Annotated in this window: 16 protein-coding genes; 11 read left to right on the forward strand and 5 right to left on the reverse strand. The window is 70.2% G+C overall.

Features of this window, described 5'->3' with window-relative positions; all coding sequences use genetic code 11:
* Window positions 1-27 precede the first annotated feature (27 nt).
* Window positions 28-732: a DUF4328 domain-containing protein gene (locus ACZ7DL_RS02025; RefSeq protein WP_470770668.1), complete on the reverse strand. Its 705-nt coding sequence runs from the start codon at window positions 730-732 to the stop codon at window positions 28-30.
* A gap of 128 nt (window positions 733-860) precedes the next feature.
* Window positions 861-2,534, reverse strand: coding sequence for a beta-N-acetylhexosaminidase (locus ACZ7DL_RS02030; protein WP_470770669.1), 1,674 nt, complete (start codon window positions 2,532-2,534; stop codon window positions 861-863).
* Between the two features lie 154 nt (window positions 2,535-2,688).
* On the opposite strand from ACZ7DL_RS02030, the gene ACZ7DL_RS02035 reads away from it, so the two are divergent.
* The 10 genes from ACZ7DL_RS02035 (at window position 2,689) to ACZ7DL_RS02080 (ending at window position 10,629) form a co-directional block, all read left to right on the forward strand.
* The gene (locus ACZ7DL_RS02035; protein WP_470770670.1) at window positions 2,689-3,264 is read left to right on the forward strand and encodes a 2-oxo-4-hydroxy-4-carboxy-5-ureidoimidazoline decarboxylase; all 576 of its coding nucleotides are present in this window, start codon (window positions 2,689-2,691) and stop codon (window positions 3,262-3,264) included.
* A gap of 192 nt (window positions 3,265-3,456) precedes the next feature.
* Entirely contained in the window at window positions 3,457-3,837 is a 381-nt protein-coding gene (gene sdhC / locus ACZ7DL_RS02040; RefSeq protein ID WP_470770671.1) for a succinate dehydrogenase, cytochrome b556 subunit, read from the forward strand.
* 5 nt (window positions 3,838-3,842) lie between these two features.
* Window positions 3,843-4,325: a succinate dehydrogenase hydrophobic membrane anchor subunit gene (locus ACZ7DL_RS02045; protein ID WP_470770672.1), complete on the forward strand. Its 483-nt coding sequence runs from the start codon at window positions 3,843-3,845 to the stop codon at window positions 4,323-4,325.
* 19 nt (window positions 4,326-4,344) lie between these two features.
* Window positions 4,345-6,099: a succinate dehydrogenase flavoprotein subunit gene (gene sdhA / locus ACZ7DL_RS02050; protein ID WP_470770674.1), complete on the forward strand. Its 1,755-nt coding sequence runs from the start codon at window positions 4,345-4,347 to the stop codon at window positions 6,097-6,099.
* Window positions 6,099-6,878 (forward strand): succinate dehydrogenase iron-sulfur subunit, encoded by a 780-nt coding sequence (locus tag ACZ7DL_RS02055; RefSeq protein WP_470770675.1) that lies wholly within the window; start codon window positions 6,099-6,101, stop codon window positions 6,876-6,878. Before sdhA ends, ACZ7DL_RS02055 begins: the two co-directional genes overlap by 1 nt.
* Window positions 6,879-7,000: 122 nt before the next feature.
* A complete protein-coding gene (locus ACZ7DL_RS02060; protein WP_470770676.1) occupies window positions 7,001-8,368 on the forward strand; it encodes an FG-GAP and VCBS repeat-containing protein in 1,368 nt (455 codons plus the stop codon).
* A gap of 91 nt (window positions 8,369-8,459) precedes the next feature.
* Entirely contained in the window at window positions 8,460-8,870 is a 411-nt protein-coding gene (locus tag ACZ7DL_RS02065; protein ID WP_470770678.1) for a VOC family protein, read from the forward strand.
* A gap of 84 nt (window positions 8,871-8,954) precedes the next feature.
* Complete coding sequence (locus ACZ7DL_RS02070; RefSeq protein ID WP_470770680.1) at window positions 8,955-9,362, forward strand: hypothetical protein; 408 nt, start codon at window positions 8,955-8,957, stop codon at window positions 9,360-9,362.
* Window positions 9,363-9,367: 5 nt separating this feature from the next.
* Window positions 9,368-9,877, forward strand: coding sequence for a thiol-disulfide oxidoreductase DCC family protein (locus ACZ7DL_RS02075; protein WP_470770681.1), 510 nt, complete (start codon window positions 9,368-9,370; stop codon window positions 9,875-9,877).
* An 11-nt stretch (window positions 9,878-9,888) separates the two neighbouring features.
* The gene (locus ACZ7DL_RS02080) at window positions 9,889-10,629 is read left to right on the forward strand and encodes a TetR/AcrR family transcriptional regulator (protein ID WP_470770683.1); all 741 of its coding nucleotides are present in this window, start codon (window positions 9,889-9,891) and stop codon (window positions 10,627-10,629) included.
* A gap of 1 nt (window position 10,630) precedes the next feature.
* Here ACZ7DL_RS02080 and ACZ7DL_RS02085 read toward each other — a convergent pair whose 3' ends face one another.
* The gene (locus tag ACZ7DL_RS02085) at window positions 10,631-12,175 is read right to left on the reverse strand and encodes an ABC transporter substrate-binding protein (protein ID WP_470770685.1); all 1,545 of its coding nucleotides are present in this window, start codon (window positions 12,173-12,175) and stop codon (window positions 10,631-10,633) included.
* A 206-nt stretch (window positions 12,176-12,381) separates the two neighbouring features.
* Complete coding sequence (locus ACZ7DL_RS02090; protein ID WP_360741473.1) at window positions 12,382-12,621, reverse strand: SCO4848 family membrane protein; 240 nt, start codon at window positions 12,619-12,621, stop codon at window positions 12,382-12,384.
* 91 nt (window positions 12,622-12,712) lie between these two features.
* Between ACZ7DL_RS02090 and ACZ7DL_RS02095 the strand changes: the two genes are divergently transcribed.
* A complete protein-coding gene (locus ACZ7DL_RS02095) occupies window positions 12,713-13,957 on the forward strand; it encodes a D-alanyl-D-alanine carboxypeptidase family protein (RefSeq protein WP_470770687.1) in 1,245 nt (414 codons plus the stop codon).
* Here ACZ7DL_RS02095 and ACZ7DL_RS02100 read toward each other — a convergent pair.
* Window positions 13,905-14,813: a YihY/virulence factor BrkB family protein gene (locus ACZ7DL_RS02100; RefSeq protein WP_470770689.1), complete on the reverse strand. Its 909-nt coding sequence runs from the start codon at window positions 14,811-14,813 to the stop codon at window positions 13,905-13,907. The two genes, ACZ7DL_RS02095 and ACZ7DL_RS02100, sit on opposite strands and share 53 nt — an antisense overlap.
* Between the last annotated feature and the right edge of the window lie 8 nt (window positions 14,814-14,821).

The raw sequence follows: 14,821 nt of genomic DNA on the forward strand, positions 1-14,821 counted from the left end.
GGCGCGGGAGTGTCACAGGCGCGGGTTTCAGCCAAGTACCGGGGCCGGCAGCTCGCCGGAGAGCACCTTTCGTTCCTGCATCCGGGTCAGCTGGACGACCACCATGATGGCGAGGACGGCGCCGACGATGTCGAGCGCGTCGGAGAACAGCATCGCCTTCGCGGCCTCGCGCAGTTCGTCCGCCGTCTCGGCGTGCCGGGAGGTGGTGTCCGCGTACCGGCCCACGAAGATGCTGACGAGCCACAGCGTCCACCAGGCATTGACCGGCGTGTGCCCGGACCGTGAACCCCAGGGGGCGCTGGCGTCCCAGCTGTCGGCGACGATCCGGCGCGGGAACCACAGGTTCACGATCGGGCAGAACCAGGCGCCGATGGTCCAGCCGCGCTTCATCCGGTGCCCGGCGGCGTCGAACACCTCGGCGTTCACCCTGACCCGCCACAGCCAGCACAGGTAGACGACGGCCGTGGCCACCAGCGCGACACCCTGGGAGACACCGGCGACGCCGTAGAGCGTGTCCGCATGGTCGGCCCGGTCGATCACGTCCGCGCCGACGACGCCCTCGGCGATGTCGCCGGTGACGTCCACCTCCAGCAGGTCCGCGTAGCAGGCGAACAGGTCGGTGGCGATGACGAGCCCGAGCAGGACGGCCGCGGCCCGGCCGAGTCCGGCCGGTGAGCGCAGCCGGGGGCCGACCGGGGCGACGTACGGCGGCGCGGGCATGGGTGAGGTCATGGCGAGGTTCCCCCGAAGAGAAGCGAGACCCGAGAAGGGACGAAGGCGAGGCGGCGCCCGGCTCTCCCCGAGCCGGACGCGCGATCACGGAACATACGGCCGGACGCCGCCGTACGTCTATCCGGTTCTCACCCCAGCCGGTCCGCCAGCCTTTGGAAGTCGGCCCAGGACAGCGCGGGCCGGCCCGGGTCCCAGAGCTTCTGCGCGGTGGCCCGCAGCGGCATCCGGATGCCGGCGGCGACCTGCGCCGGGGTCTGGGCGCCCGCGAGGTCGCACCAGACCGCGAACGTCCCGCCGAGGATCTGCCCGTCGTAGCGCGCCGGCACGGCGGTCGTGCCGCGCAGCACCCGCGGGTTCCACTGCTCGTAGATGCGCTGCCCGGTCGGGTAGACGAAGGTCTGCGGCTGCCCGAGGACGTAGTAGAGGAACTCGTCGTTGTAGTTGATCACCTTGCGGCCGGCGCTCAGGTACTCCGCCGGCGGCCGGGCGCCGATCTCCTTGCCCGTCCAGTAGGCGACCTGCAGATCCTTGTCGGGCTGTACGGAGGTGTTCCGCAGGAAGCCGTCGTTCCAGGCCCGGACGGTCCTGTCGTGGGCGCGGACGGTGGCGGCGCGGTCGTTCAGCCAGCCGGTGGCGAGGTCGGTGACGGTGCCGCCGGAGCCGTACCGCTGCCGGGCGGCGGCCGCCAGCTGCGGGTACGAGGCCTGCGGGTCGGCCACGGTCAGCGCCTGGTACTCGTCGCCGCCGAGATGCCACTGGCTGCCGGGGAAGAGCCCGGCGTACTCGCCCAGCAGGTCGTCGACGATCTTCGCGGAGGCGTCCTTGGAGATGTCGATCGCGCCCCGCGTCGGCACCCCGCTCGCGTTGCGCAGCTGGAGGTCGGGGTGGGCGGCGATGACCGCGCCCAGATGCCCGGGCGAGTCGATCTCGGGCACGACGGTGATGTGCCGGCTGTTCGCCAGGTCCACGATCTGCTTGACCTGCGCCTTGGTCAGATGGTCCGGGGAGACGATCTCGGGGTGGCCGGTGGACTCGATGCGGAACGCCTGGTCGTCGGAGAAGTGCAGCCCCAGCTCGTTGAACTTCAGGTCCCCCAGCTCGCGTATCCGGTCCTCTATCCAGGACGCGGGGAACGGTTTGCGCGCGATGTCCAGCATGAAGCCGCGCACCGGCTTGGCGGGCCGGTCCCGAACGACACCCTCCGGCGCCGTGCCCCCGCCGTGTACCTCCTGTTTGAGGGTGCGGGTGCCGTAGAAGACGCCCGCCTCGCCGGGCCCGCTGATGTCGACCCGGCCGCCCCGGACGGTCAGGGTGTACGACTCCTGGTTCCCGCCCCCGCCGCCGAGCGCCAGCCGCACATCGCCCGCCCGCACGTCGTTCTTCTCCCCCGCGTACGTCAGCCCGAGCTCCCCGGCTATCAGCCGCCCCTCGTCGGCCAGCCCGGCGTCGCTCACCACCACCCGGTCGCCCGGCCGCGGCTTCCAGCCGGGACCGCGCGCCGGGGTGTGGGAGCGCACCGCGGGTATGGTGCGCGGCGCCTGCGACAGCGGGTAGGACCGGCTCGGGCGGGGACTGGCGGACGGCGTGCCCGGTCCGGCGGGATCGGCGCCGGTGCCGGAGACCCGGCCGGACGACGACTGCCGGGCGTTCTCCGGGGGCGGCCGGCCGCCCCCGTCCGACGAGGCCCACACGCCGACACCCGTGCCGAGCGCGATCGTCCCGAAGAACGCGGCCGCCACCACGGCCCGCTTCCGTATCACCTGCCGCGCCGGTCCCCGGCGCCTGCGCCTGTGCTGGGTCACCCTGCCAACGTACGACCGTTCCGCCGTTCATCTGTCACCCAGACGGTCCGAAACTCTCCCGTCCGGGTGAAATTCAGGTATCCCCCGGACACACCGTGACCACTCTCGATAACCTGACGACACACCTTTCACAGAATCCCCTGCCACGCCACATGTGACGCGAGGACCCACGCTGCCCGCCCACCGTCTCCCGTATCTCCCCAAGCCTCTCGACACCTTCAACACCGCACCCGCCGACGAGGCGCGCACCCTTCTCCTGCACTGCCTGCACAGCCTGCGCTGGGCCCACCGGATCGCCGACCACCGTCCCTACCCCGATCTGGACGCCCTGCTGGCCGCGGCGGACGAGGCGGCGTACGACCTGTCGCCGGCCGATCTGGCCGAGGCCCTGGCGGGCGAGTCGCTCCCCGAGCTTCCCGAGGACACGTACTCGGCGGCCCACATGGCCCTGAGCGCGGCCCACGCGGCCTACGAGTCCCGCTTCGGCCACGCGTTCGTCATCTATCTGGGCGATGTGCCGCCGGACGAGGCCATCGACCGCATCCTCGAAGCGATCCGATCACGATTGACGAACGATCCGGAGGAGGAGCGGCTGATGGCGGCAGAGGAGCTGCGGCGCCTCGCAAGAGGGCGGCTGCTGGTCCTGCTCCGGGGCGCGGGGCTGTGTCCGATCTGCGGCTACCGCCACGTGGGCGCGACCAGCCACAACGTGCCCGCACCCGGCAAATAACAGGACACCCCACCCCGGATGCCGCCTCCTGCTACCCCATCCGGTGCCAAATTGATCACACAAGGTAGGCCCCCCGTAAGCCCGGCGGCAGCGCATGGCTACGATGCTGGGGGCCGGTGGACCGTACCCGGCCGGGCCCGACCGACAGTGAAGCCGGCGCGGCCCTAGTCCCCGCTCCCGGAGGGTTCTTCCGTGCCGGCTGGAACGCTGTACCGCGGCCGGGAAGGAATGTGGTCCTGGGTGGCTCACCGAGTCACCGGCGTCCTCATTTTCTTCTTCCTGTTCGTTCATGTGCTGGACACCGCTCTCGTGCGTGTCTCCCCCGAGGACTACGACAAGGTCGTAGCCACGTACAAGACGCCGATCGTCGCGCTGCTGGAGTACGGCCTCGTCGCCGCCATCCTCTTCCACGCGCTCAACGGTCTGCGCGTCATCGCCGTCGACTTCTGGTCGAAGGGTCCGCGCTACCAGAAGCAGATGTTCTGGACCGTGATGGGCGTCTGGATCATCCTCATGGCGGGCGCGGTCTACCCCGTCCTCGGCCACGCCGCCCGTGTCGTCCTTGGGAGCTGACGCCGATGTCCACGACTGAAACCCCCGCGTCCGGAGTCGGCCCCGTCGAGGGCACCCCCCTCTACAACGTCGACAACCCGGCCCCGCTGATCGAGGCGCCGCGCAAGCGCACCAAGAAGTCCCCCAAGTCGACCCGGGGCAACTTCGAGCTGGCGGCGTGGCTGTTCATGCGCCTGTCCGGCATCGTGCTGGTCGTCCTGGTCCTCGGTCACCTGCTGATCCAGCTCGTGCTGGACGGCGGCGTCTCCAAGATCGGCTTCGCCTTCGTGGCCGGCCGCTGGGCGTCCCCGTTCTGGCAGGTCTGGGACCTGCTGATGCTGTGGCTGGCGATGCTGCACGGCGCCAACGGCCTGCGCACGGTCATCAACGACTACGCGGAGCGCCCGAACAGCCGCCTGTGGCTCAAGGGCCTGCTCTACACCGCCACGGTGTTCACCATCCTGCTGGGCACGCTGGTGATCTTCACCTTCGACCCGAACATCCGCTAGGCACGGGGCTGCGAGAATCATGAAGATCCACAAGTACGACACCGTCATCGTCGGCGCCGGCGGCGCGGGCATGCGCGCCGCCATCGAGGCGACGAAGCGCAGCCGCACCGCGGTGCTGACCAAGCTCTACCCCACCCGCTCCCACACGGGCGCCGCACAGGGCGGCATGGCCGCCGCGCTGGCGAACGTGGAGGAGGACAACTGGGAGTGGCACACCTTCGACACGGTCAAGGGCGGTGACTACCTGGTCGACCAGGACGCCGCCGAGATCCTGGCGAAGGAGGCCATCGACGCCGTCCTCGACCTGGAGAAGATGGGCCTGCCGTTCAACCGGACCCCGAACGGCACCATCGACCAGCGCCGCTTCGGCGGTCACTCGCGCAACCACGGCGAGGCCCCGGTCCGCCGGTCCTGCTACGCCGCGGACCGCACCGGCCACATGATCCTCCAGACGCTGTACCAGAACTGCGTCAAGGAGGGCGTGGAGTTCTTCAACGAGTTCTACGTCCTGGACCAGCTGATCACCGAGGTCGACGGCGTCAAGAAGTCGGCCGGTGTCATCGCCTACGAGCTGGCCACCGGCGAGATCCACGTCTTCCAGGCGAAGGCCGTCATCTACGCCTCCGGCGGCTGCGGCAAGTTCTTCAAGGTGACCTCCAACGCGCACACGCTCACCGGTGACGGCCAGGCCGCCGTCTACCGCCGGGGCCTGCCGCTGGAGGACATGGAGTTCTTCCAGTTCCACCCGACCGGCATCTGGCGCATGGGCATCCTGCTGACGGAGGGCGCCCGCGGTGAGGGCGGCATCCTCCGCAACAAGGACGGCGAGCGCTTCATGGAGAAGTACGCGCCGGTCATGAAGGACCTCGCCTCCCGTGACGTCGTCTCCCGCTCCATCTACACGGAGATCCGCGAGGGCCGTGGCTGCGGTCCCGAGGGTGACCACGTCTACCTGGACCTGACGCACCTCCCGCCGGAGCAGCTGGACGCCAAGCTCCCGGACATCACCGAGTTCGCGCGCACCTACCTCGGCATCGAGCCCTACACGGACCCGATCCCGATCCAGCCGACCGCCCACTACGCGATGGGCGGCATCCCGACCAACGTCGAGGGTGAGGTCCTGGCGGACAACACCACCGTCGTCCCGGGTCTGTACGCGGCCGGCGAGGTCGCCTGCGTGTCGGTGCACGGTGCCAACCGCCTCGGCACCAACTCGCTGCTGGACATCAACGTCTTCGGCCGCCGCGCCGGCATCGCAGCCGCCGAGTACTCGGCGAAGGCGGACTACGTGGAGCTCCCGGAGAACCCGGAGTCCTTCGTGGTCGAGCAGATCGAGCGGCTGCGCACCTCCACCGGCAACGAGCGGGTGGCCACGCTCCGTCGTGAGCTCCAGGAGACCATGGACGCCAACGTCATGGTGTTCCGCACCGAGCAGACGATCAAGACGGCGGTCGAGAAGATCGCCGAGCTGCGCGAGCGCTACAAGAACGTGGCGATCCAGGACAAGGGCAAGCGGTTCAACACGGACCTCCTGGAGGCCATCGAGCTGGGCAACCTGCTCGACCTGGCCGAAGTCATGGCCGTCTCGGCCCTGGCCCGCAAGGAGTCCCGCGGCGGTCACTACCGCGAGGACTACCCGAACCGCGACGACGTCAACTTCATGCGCCACACCATGGCGTACCGCGAGGTCGGCGCCGACGGCTCGGAAACCGTCCGTCTCGACTACAAGCCGGTCGTCCAGACCCGCTACCAGCCGATGGAGCGTAAGTACTGATGGCTACCCCTGTTCTGGACAAGGCGGACGCGGCCGGCCAGCCCGAGCCCGGCTTCGCCGACTCCCCCTACATCACGGTCACCTTCCGCATCCGCCGGTTCAACCCGGAGGTCGCGGCGGAGGCCACCTGGGAAGACTTCCAGCTGGAGATCGACCCCAAGGAGCGGGTCCTCGACGGCCTCCACAAGATCAAGTGGGACATCGACGGCACCCTCACCTTCCGCCGCTCGTGCGCGCACGGCATCTGCGGCTCGGACGCGATGCGGATCAACGGCAAGAACCGCCTTGCCTGCAAGACGCTGATCAAGGACATCAACCCCGAGAAGCCGATCACGATCGAGCCCATCAAGGGCCTGACGGTCCTGAAGGACCTGGTCGTGGACATGGAGCCGTTCTTCCAGGCGTACCGGGACGTCATGCCGTTCCTGGTCACCAAGGACACGAACGAGCCGACCCGTGAGCGCCTCCAGTCCGCCGAGGACCGCGAGCGCTTCGACGACACCACGAAGTGCATCCTCTGCGCGGCCTGCACCTCCTCCTGCCCGGTGTTCTGGAACGACGGCCAGTACTTCGGTCCGGCCGCGATCGTGAACGCCCACCGCTTCATCTTCGACAGCCGGGACGAGGCGGGCGAGCAGCGCCTGGAGATCCTCAACGACCGCGACGGCGTGTGGCGCTGCCGCACGACCTTCAACTGCACGGACGCCTGCCCGCGCGGTATCGAGGTCACGAAGGCGATCCAGGAGGTCAAGCGCGCGCTGATCACGCGTCGCTACTGATCCGCGGCACGCCTACGGCACTTCGGGCCCCGTCTCCGGTTTCCCTACCGGGGGCGGGGCCCTCGCCGTACAACTGTGCGGGGCCTCGGGTGTCTTGTGTGTGTACGCGATCAAGGAGACACATGCGCACCCACAGAAAGCTCGCCGTGGCGACGGCCACGGCACTGGCGCTCACCGGTGGACTGCCGGCCCTCACGGCCGGGGCGGCGACCGCGGCGACGCCCGCCAAGTACGCCGACGACTTCAACGGCGACGGCTACCGGGACTACGCGTCCGGCTGGGGCGGTGAGGTCACCGTCACCTACGGCACGGCGACCGGGCCGGGCCCGAAGTCGGCGAGGTTCACGCAGGACAGCCCCAACATCCCGGGCAAGGCCGGTGACGCCGGGGGCTATGCCGACGGGTTCGGCGACCAGGTCGCGAACGCCGACCTCAACCAGGACGGGTACGCCGACCTCGCCGTCGCCGACCGCAGCGAGAAGGTCGGTACGAAGGCCGGCGCGGGCGCGGTCACCGTCCTGTGGGGCGCCAGGGCGGGCCTCGGTGCGAAGGCCACGCGCATCCCGGCCAGGTCCAGCCTGGCGTTCGGCGCGGCCCTCGCCTCCGGCGACTTCAACGGCGACGGCAAGCCGGACCTGGCCGTCACCGACGTCACCGGCACCCTCTTCGTCTACCGGGGCAGCTTCTCCCAGTCCGGTACGACGGGCGGCGTCACCAAGCTGGAGGTCAGCCCCAGCGGCGCCGAGGTGCTGGAGCCGACCGCGATCGTGGCGGGCCGGGTCACCAAGGACAAGGCCACCGACCTGTACGTGCTCGGCCAGGGCTACAAGAACGACCGGATGACGCAGGCCGCGTGGTTCGTGCAGGGCGGCTCCACCATCAAGCGCGGCAAGTACACGACGTACAACGCCTCGCAGGCGGACTTCTCCTCGACCGGTGTGATCGCCGACTTCGACAAGAACGGCTACGGGGACCTCGCCGTCAGCGACAAGCCGTACAACAAGGGCGCCGGCTCCGTCCTCGTGCTGCGCGGTGGTGCGAGCGGGCCGACCACCTCCTACCGGCTGTCCCAGTCCACCTCCGGCGTGGCGACCGCGGCCACCGCGAACGACTGGTTCGGCTACTCCCTCTCCGCCGGCGACACCAACCGCGACGGTTACCCGGATCTCGCGGTCGGCGTACCCGAGGAGGAGTCCGGCTCGGTCCACAACGCGGGTGGTGTGCACATCCTGCGTGGCGGCAAGAGCGGCCTGACCGGTACCGGCTCCCAGTGGTTCACCCGCGCCACGGCGGGCGTGCCGGGCAGCGCCACGGAGGACGAGCGGATCGGTCTGTTCGTCCGGCTGCGCGACTTCGACCGGGACGGCGACGCGGATCTGCTGGCGTCCGGCGACCTCTACCGCGCCGGCCTGCTGCTGCGTGCGACCGCCTCGGGCATCACCACCAGCGGCGCGTCGGAGACCGACCTGGACCCGAACTTCCCGCAGTAGACCCGCTGCCGGGTCCACCACCGAGCCCCACCGGAGATCCGCTCCGGTGGGGCTCCTCGCATCCGGGCACAAGGACTCTTAATCTGACGACATGTCAGACGAAGAGTCGTACGAACTGCTCGGGTTCGACAACGTGCTGCTCCCCGTCGGGAACCTCACGGAGGCCGTCGGGTTCTACGAGCGGGCCGGTTTCAGCGTGGGCTTCCGGTTCGACGAGGCCGGGATCGCACTGCTGAAGGTCGGCGCGGAGACGCCCGGAATCCTGCTGCGCGCCGAGGAGGTGCTGGGGCACCGGCCGCCGCCGTGGCCCTCGCCGCGGATCTGGCTTGAGGTTCCGGACGCGCGGGCGGCGGCGCGGGAGCTGGCCGCCGCCGGCATCGCGCCGCTGGACGAGGTGTTCCAGGTGGCCACCGGCTGGACCGTGGAGATCGCCGACCCCTGGGGGAACGTCCTCGGCTTCACGGACTACACCAAGCGCCCGGCGCTGGGCCGCAGGGGCTGACGCATCCCCCGGTTGAACGCGTTCAAAAACAGGTCTACAGTCATCCCTGTCAGCGTTTTGAACGCGTTCAAGAAGGGGTGGGGCATGGACCGCACCGTCATCGCCTACGTCATCTACCTGGCCGTCAGCATCGCGCTGACCGTCTGGGTGGCCCGCACGCTCAGCCGCAACGGCCGGATCTTCCTGGCCGACGTGCTGCGCGGCAACGAGAAGCTCGCGGACGCCGTCAACCACCTCCTGGTGGTCGGCTTCTACCTGGTCAATCTCGGCTTCGTGGCGCTGTACCTGGGGAACGACGAGACGATCGAGGACACCCGCGGCATCTTCGAGGCCCTGTCGACCAAGCTGGGCGTGGTCCTGCTGGTGCTCGGCGTGATGCACCTGGGCAACGTGTACGTCCTCAACCGGATCCGCCGGCGCGGAATCATGGAGCGGGAGCAGCTGCCCCCGGTCACCCCGCAGGAGTGGATCGCTCCGACGGCCGGGGCGTGAGGGCCGTGACCACCGTGACCATCACGGAGGGCCGGGGCACCGCGGGCGCCCCGGTCCGCGGGCTGACCGTCCTGTACGACGCCGAGTGCGCCCTGTGCCGGCACCTGCGCACCTGGCTGGCGCGGCAGCCGCAGCTGGTGCCGCTGGAGCTGGTGCCGGCGGGCTCGGCCGAGGCCCGCGCCCGCTTCCCCGGGCTCGGCCACCCCGCCGGCCTCGACGAGGTGACCGTCGTCGGCGACTCGGGGCAGGTCTACCGGGGTCCGCGCGCCTGGATCGTGGTCCTGTGGGCCCTGCGCGCACACCGCCCGCTCGCCCACCGGCTCGCCACCCCGGCCGGCGCCGAGCTGGCCCGCGGGGCCGTACTCGCCGCGGCGAAGTGGCGGGAGGCGCAGTGGCGGGGTACGCAGTGGGGCGGCCAGGTGTACCGGCGGACCGACGGCTGGTCCTACCACCCGCGCACCGGCTGGACCTATGAGCCGCCGTCCTGCTCCGGCGCCGCCCCCGCCAGTCGTTAGGCTCTTCTACCGTGCCCGCGAAGAACGACGGCCCCGAGGCGGCCGGCCCCCAGAGCAGCAAGTCCGAGCAGACCCGTGCGCTGATCCTGGAGACCGCGATGCGGTTGTTCCAGGAACGCGGGTACGACAAGACGACGATGCGGGCCATCGCCAAGGAGGCGGGGGTCTCCGTCGGCAACGCCTACTACTACTTCGAGGGCAAGGAACACCTGATCCAGGGTTTCTACGACCGGATCGCCACCGAGCACCAGGCGGCGGTCCGGGAGGTCCTGGACCGGGAGACCGATCTGGAGGCGCGGCTCGCCGGCGTGCTGACCGCATGGCTGGACATCGCCCGGCCGTACCACGAGTTCGCGGTCCAGTTCTTCAAGAACGCCGCCGACCCCGACAGCCCGCTCAGCCCCTTCTCGCCGGAGAGCGAGCACGCCCGCGAGCAGGCCATCAGCGTGCACCGGGAGGTGCTGGCCGGCTCGAAGTCCAAGGTGGCTCCCGAACTGCGGGAGGTGCTGCCGGAGTTGATGTGGCTCTCCCAGATGGGCCTGGTCCTGTACTGGGTCTTCGACCGCACCGAGGACCGCGAGCGCAGCTACCGCCTGGCCCGGCGCGGCGCCCGTCTCACCGCCCGCGGCGTGTCCCTGGCCCGCTTCCGCGTCCTGCGCCCGCTGGTGCTGGAGGTCCACGAACTGTTCACGGACTTCCTGCCGGGCATGACGAAGGCGCTGCCGGATCCGGGGCGCAGGCGGGGCGAGTGACTCAGATCCAGTTCAGCCGCCACAGGCGGAACACGCCCGTGCCGTCCGTCAGATACTGACTGCCGCCCACGTCCTCGGTGCTGACCACGTACTCCTTGCGCTGCCACAGCGGGAGCAACGGGACGTCCCGGGCCACGGCCTGCTGGATGTCCTCGAAGTCCTGCCCGGCCCGGCTGCGGTCGGCGAACTGCCGGCTGTCCAGGATGAGATGATCGACCAGCTTGTTGCTGTACCCGGTGCTCATGGTGGAGCCGGTGCCGATGAGCGGGGCGCCGAAGGTGTCCGGGTCGGGATAGTCGGCCACCCAGCCGACCGCCCACGCGTCCAGCTTCCCGGCGGCCCAGCGCTTCTGGAAGTCGGTCCACTCGTAGCCTTGGACGTCGACCTTGAACAGGCCGCTCGACTCCAGCTGCTTCTTCAGCTCCGCGGCCTCCTCGGCGCCCGCGCCACGACCCGTGCCGTAGCCGAAGGTGAAGCGCACCGGCAGGGCGACCCCGGCCTCGGTGAGCAGCTCGCGCGCCTTGCGGGTGTCCGTCTTCGGGTAGGTGTCGAAGAACGACGTGGTGTGGCCGGTGATGCCGGTCGGGATGAGCGAGTACAGCGGATCGACCGTGCCCGCGTAGACCTTCGCGGCCAGCCGCTCGCGGTCGACCAGCCAGGCCAGCGCCCGACGCACCCGCACGTCGTGCAGCGGGGAGCGGGAGCGGGTGTTGAGGTACAGGTTGCGGGTCTCGGAGCTGTCGGCCTCGGTGACGCGCTGGTGGGGGTCGCTCGGGTTCAGCGCGGAGAGCACCTCCGGCGGCAGCGTCCGGGTGGCGACGTCGATCTGCCGGGCCTGCCAGGCACGGTCGAGCTTCGCGGAGTCGGCGTAGTAGCGCAGCTCGATCGGGCGGCCGGTGCCGCTCAGATAGCCCCGGTAGCGCTCGTTGGGGGCGAGGTCGGCCTTCTGGTCCTTGGTGTACGCCGTCAGCCGGTACGGCCCGGTGCCGTCGGCGGCGGCGTCCGTGCGCAGGGCGTCGGCCGGGTACTTGTCCTTGTCCACGATCGAGCCGGCGCCGGTGGCGACCTTCAGCGGGAAGGTGGCGTCCGACGAGGACAGGTGGAAGGTGACGGTGTCCGGGCCGTCGGCGCTCACCGAGGCGAGCGTGTCGAACAGGGACGCCGGACCGACATCGGAGTCGATCTTCTTGACCCGGTCGAAGGAGTACTTCACGTCCTCGGCCGTCATGGCGCGCCCGCTCGGGAAGGTGATGCCGGAGCGCAGCGTGCACCGGTACGTCTTCAGGCCGCTGCCCCGGAATGAGCAGCTCGTCGCCGCGTCCGGGACCGGCTCGACCCCGCCCGGCTCGAACGTCAGCAGGGTCTGGAACACATTGCTGAACAGCGCCCAGGATCCGGCGTCGTAGGCGCCGGCCGGGTCGAGTGCGGTGATCCCGTCCGTCGTACCGACGGTGATGGTCCGGTTCCTGCTCTCCTGCGACGGCAGCAGCTGCCAGCCGCCGATCCCCACGACGGCGAGTACGAGCAGCGTCACGAGAATGCGCATGCGAACAGATCGCATGGTGGTGCCCTCCCCAGGCCCGTCAGGGCCCTACCCCTGGCCCAGCACGAATCGGTCACTCCCCTAAGTGACGCGGCTCACCTAACCACACGCGTTTCACCGGGGGGAAGGGCTTTCTGACCAGATGAGGAAGAACTTACCGAGGCGTGGTTTCTCCCGGGTTTCACAGCTCGTTCACGGCCGGGGTCCTGCTATGACCTCCGGCGCAGTGCGCGCAGGCCGCGCAACCCGATGACCCCGATGACCGTCCCCAATACGAAGGAAACGACCGCCAGCAGCAGGTGCACCCAGAAGTACGCGGTCGGGTGACCGTCGTCGAAGGCGAGCCCGCTGCTGTCCTTGACGAGGTTCTTGACGAAAGTGACCCAGATGACCCAGCTCCACACCCCGAAGGCGAGCAGGAACCAGGACACGGGGCGGCTGAGCTTCATAGGGCCAGTATCGCCGTTCCGGGTCCGGAGCCGTGTCGGGGGTGGGGCCGGAGGCGGGACTTCACGGTCCGGTGCCGGTACGTTCTCGATCGTGCCCGCACCGAAGAAGACCGGCCGGCGATCCCTGCTGGTGACCACCGCCACCCTGCTGTCCCTGTCCGTCACCGCGCCCGCCGCCCTCGCCGACCCGACCCCTTCGGCCTCGACGAGCCCGACGGCCACGCCCCCGGCCCGGATGTCGGCCCTGGGCGGTGTCCGGCTCGGGCAGCCGGGCACCCAGGTCAACCTCGCGCCCGGGGTGCCGGTGCTGCCCAAGGACCTCACCGCCCGTTCCTGGATCGTCTCCGACGCCGAGTCGGGCCAGGTGCTCGCCTCCCACAACGCACACTGGCAGCTGCCCCCGGCGAGCACGCTGAAGATGCTGTTCGCCGACACCGTGCTGCCCCGCTTCCCCAAGGGCACCCGGCACAGGGTGGCCCCGTCGGACCTCAAGGGCGTGGGCGCCGGCTCCAGCGTGGTCGGGATAAAGGAGGGCGACAGCTACACCGTCCACGACCTGTGGCTCGGAGTCTTCCTGCGCTCGGGCAACGACGCGGTGCACGTGCTGTCCGCGATGAACGGCGGGGTGAAGCAGACCGTCGGCGACATGCAGGACCACGCCGAGGAGCTCCAGGCCCTGGACACGCGCGTGGTCTCGCCCGACGGCTACGACGCGCCGGGCCAGGTGTCGTCGGCGTACGACCTGACGCTGATCGCCCGCTCCGGGCTCCAGAAGAAGGACTTCCGCGAGTACTGCTCGACCGTGCGGGCGAAGTTCGGATCCGCCGAGATCCGGAACACCAACCGGCTGCTGAGCGGCGACACCGACGTCCCGGTCTACCAGGGCATCGCGGGAGTGAAGAACGGCAACACGACGAACGCGGGCGCCACCTTCACCGGGGTCGCCGAGCGGGGCGGCAAGGTGCTGCTGGTCACGGTGATGAACCCGGAGAAGCACGAGCACAACGAGGTCTACAAGGAGACCGCGAAGCTGCTCGACTGGGGCTTCCAGGCGGTCGGCAAGGTCGATCCGGTGGGCGAGCTGGTGCCGCCGAAGAGCGCCGCGTCGGCCACCGCCCAGCCGGACGCCGGAGCGTCCGCCGGGCAGGCGAACGCCGGGAGCGGCGGGCCAGGGGCGAAGCCGGCGGCGAGCGCCGGCGCCGCGTTCGGCTCCGGCGGCATGGGGATCGCCCTGGCCGTCGCGGGCGGGCTGCTGGTGCTGCTCGGGGGCGGGGCGTTCCTGGTCAACCGCCGGTGGCCGCTGCCGGATCTGATGCGCCGTCGGACCCGTTCCTGAGCTCGGCCTCCTTGCTCCGGGTCGCCGTCCAGGAGGCGCAGAACAGTACGAGTTTCGCGGTGAAGTTGATCCACAGCAGCAGCGCCACGGGGACGCCGAACGCGCCGTACACGCTCTTCGCCGCGATCCCCTGGATGTAGCCGCTGAGCAGCAGCTTCAGCAGTTCGAAGCCGATCGCGCCGAGCAGCGCGGCGACCAGCAGGCGGTGGCGCGAGGGCTCGACCCCGGGCAGCAGGGTCAGCACGTAGAGCAGGACCAGGAAGTCGGCGAGCACGGCGATGGCGAACGCGGCGATCTGCAGCAGCACGCTGCCCCAGCCGTGTTCGTCCAGGCCGATCTGCCGGGACAGCCAGCCTATGGCGGCCGAAGCGAGGGTGGACGTGGCGAGCGTGACCAGCAGGGCGCCGCCGAGCCCCAGCAGGATGCCGGCGTCCTTGGCCTTGGCGAGGACCGGGTTCTCCTCGTGGTCGGGCAGCTCCCACACCGCGCGCAGGCAGTCCCGTGTCTGGCCGACCCAGCCGATGCCCGTGAACAGCAGCGCCGCGCCCGCGATGACGCCGACCGTGCCCGCGTTCTGCACCAGGGAGGTGAGGTCCAACTGTTCGGAGAGGCCCGGGAACTGATCGGCGATCCGGTGCTCGACCGTCTTCTGGCGGGCGGGGCTGAGCGTGGCGGCGGTGATCGCGGCGGCCACGGTCAGCAGCGGGAACAGGGCCACGAAGCTGACGAACGTCATGGCCGCGGCCAGCCGGCTCCACTTCACCCGGTCCAGGCGTTCGTAGGACCGCCACGCGTGCGTGACCATCAGCCGGGTGACGATCGGCCCGATGCCGGGGAGCTTCTTGAGCCAGTCCATGATCCGAC

It is taken from the genome of Streptomyces sp. NPDC036984, from assembly GCF_055607665.1.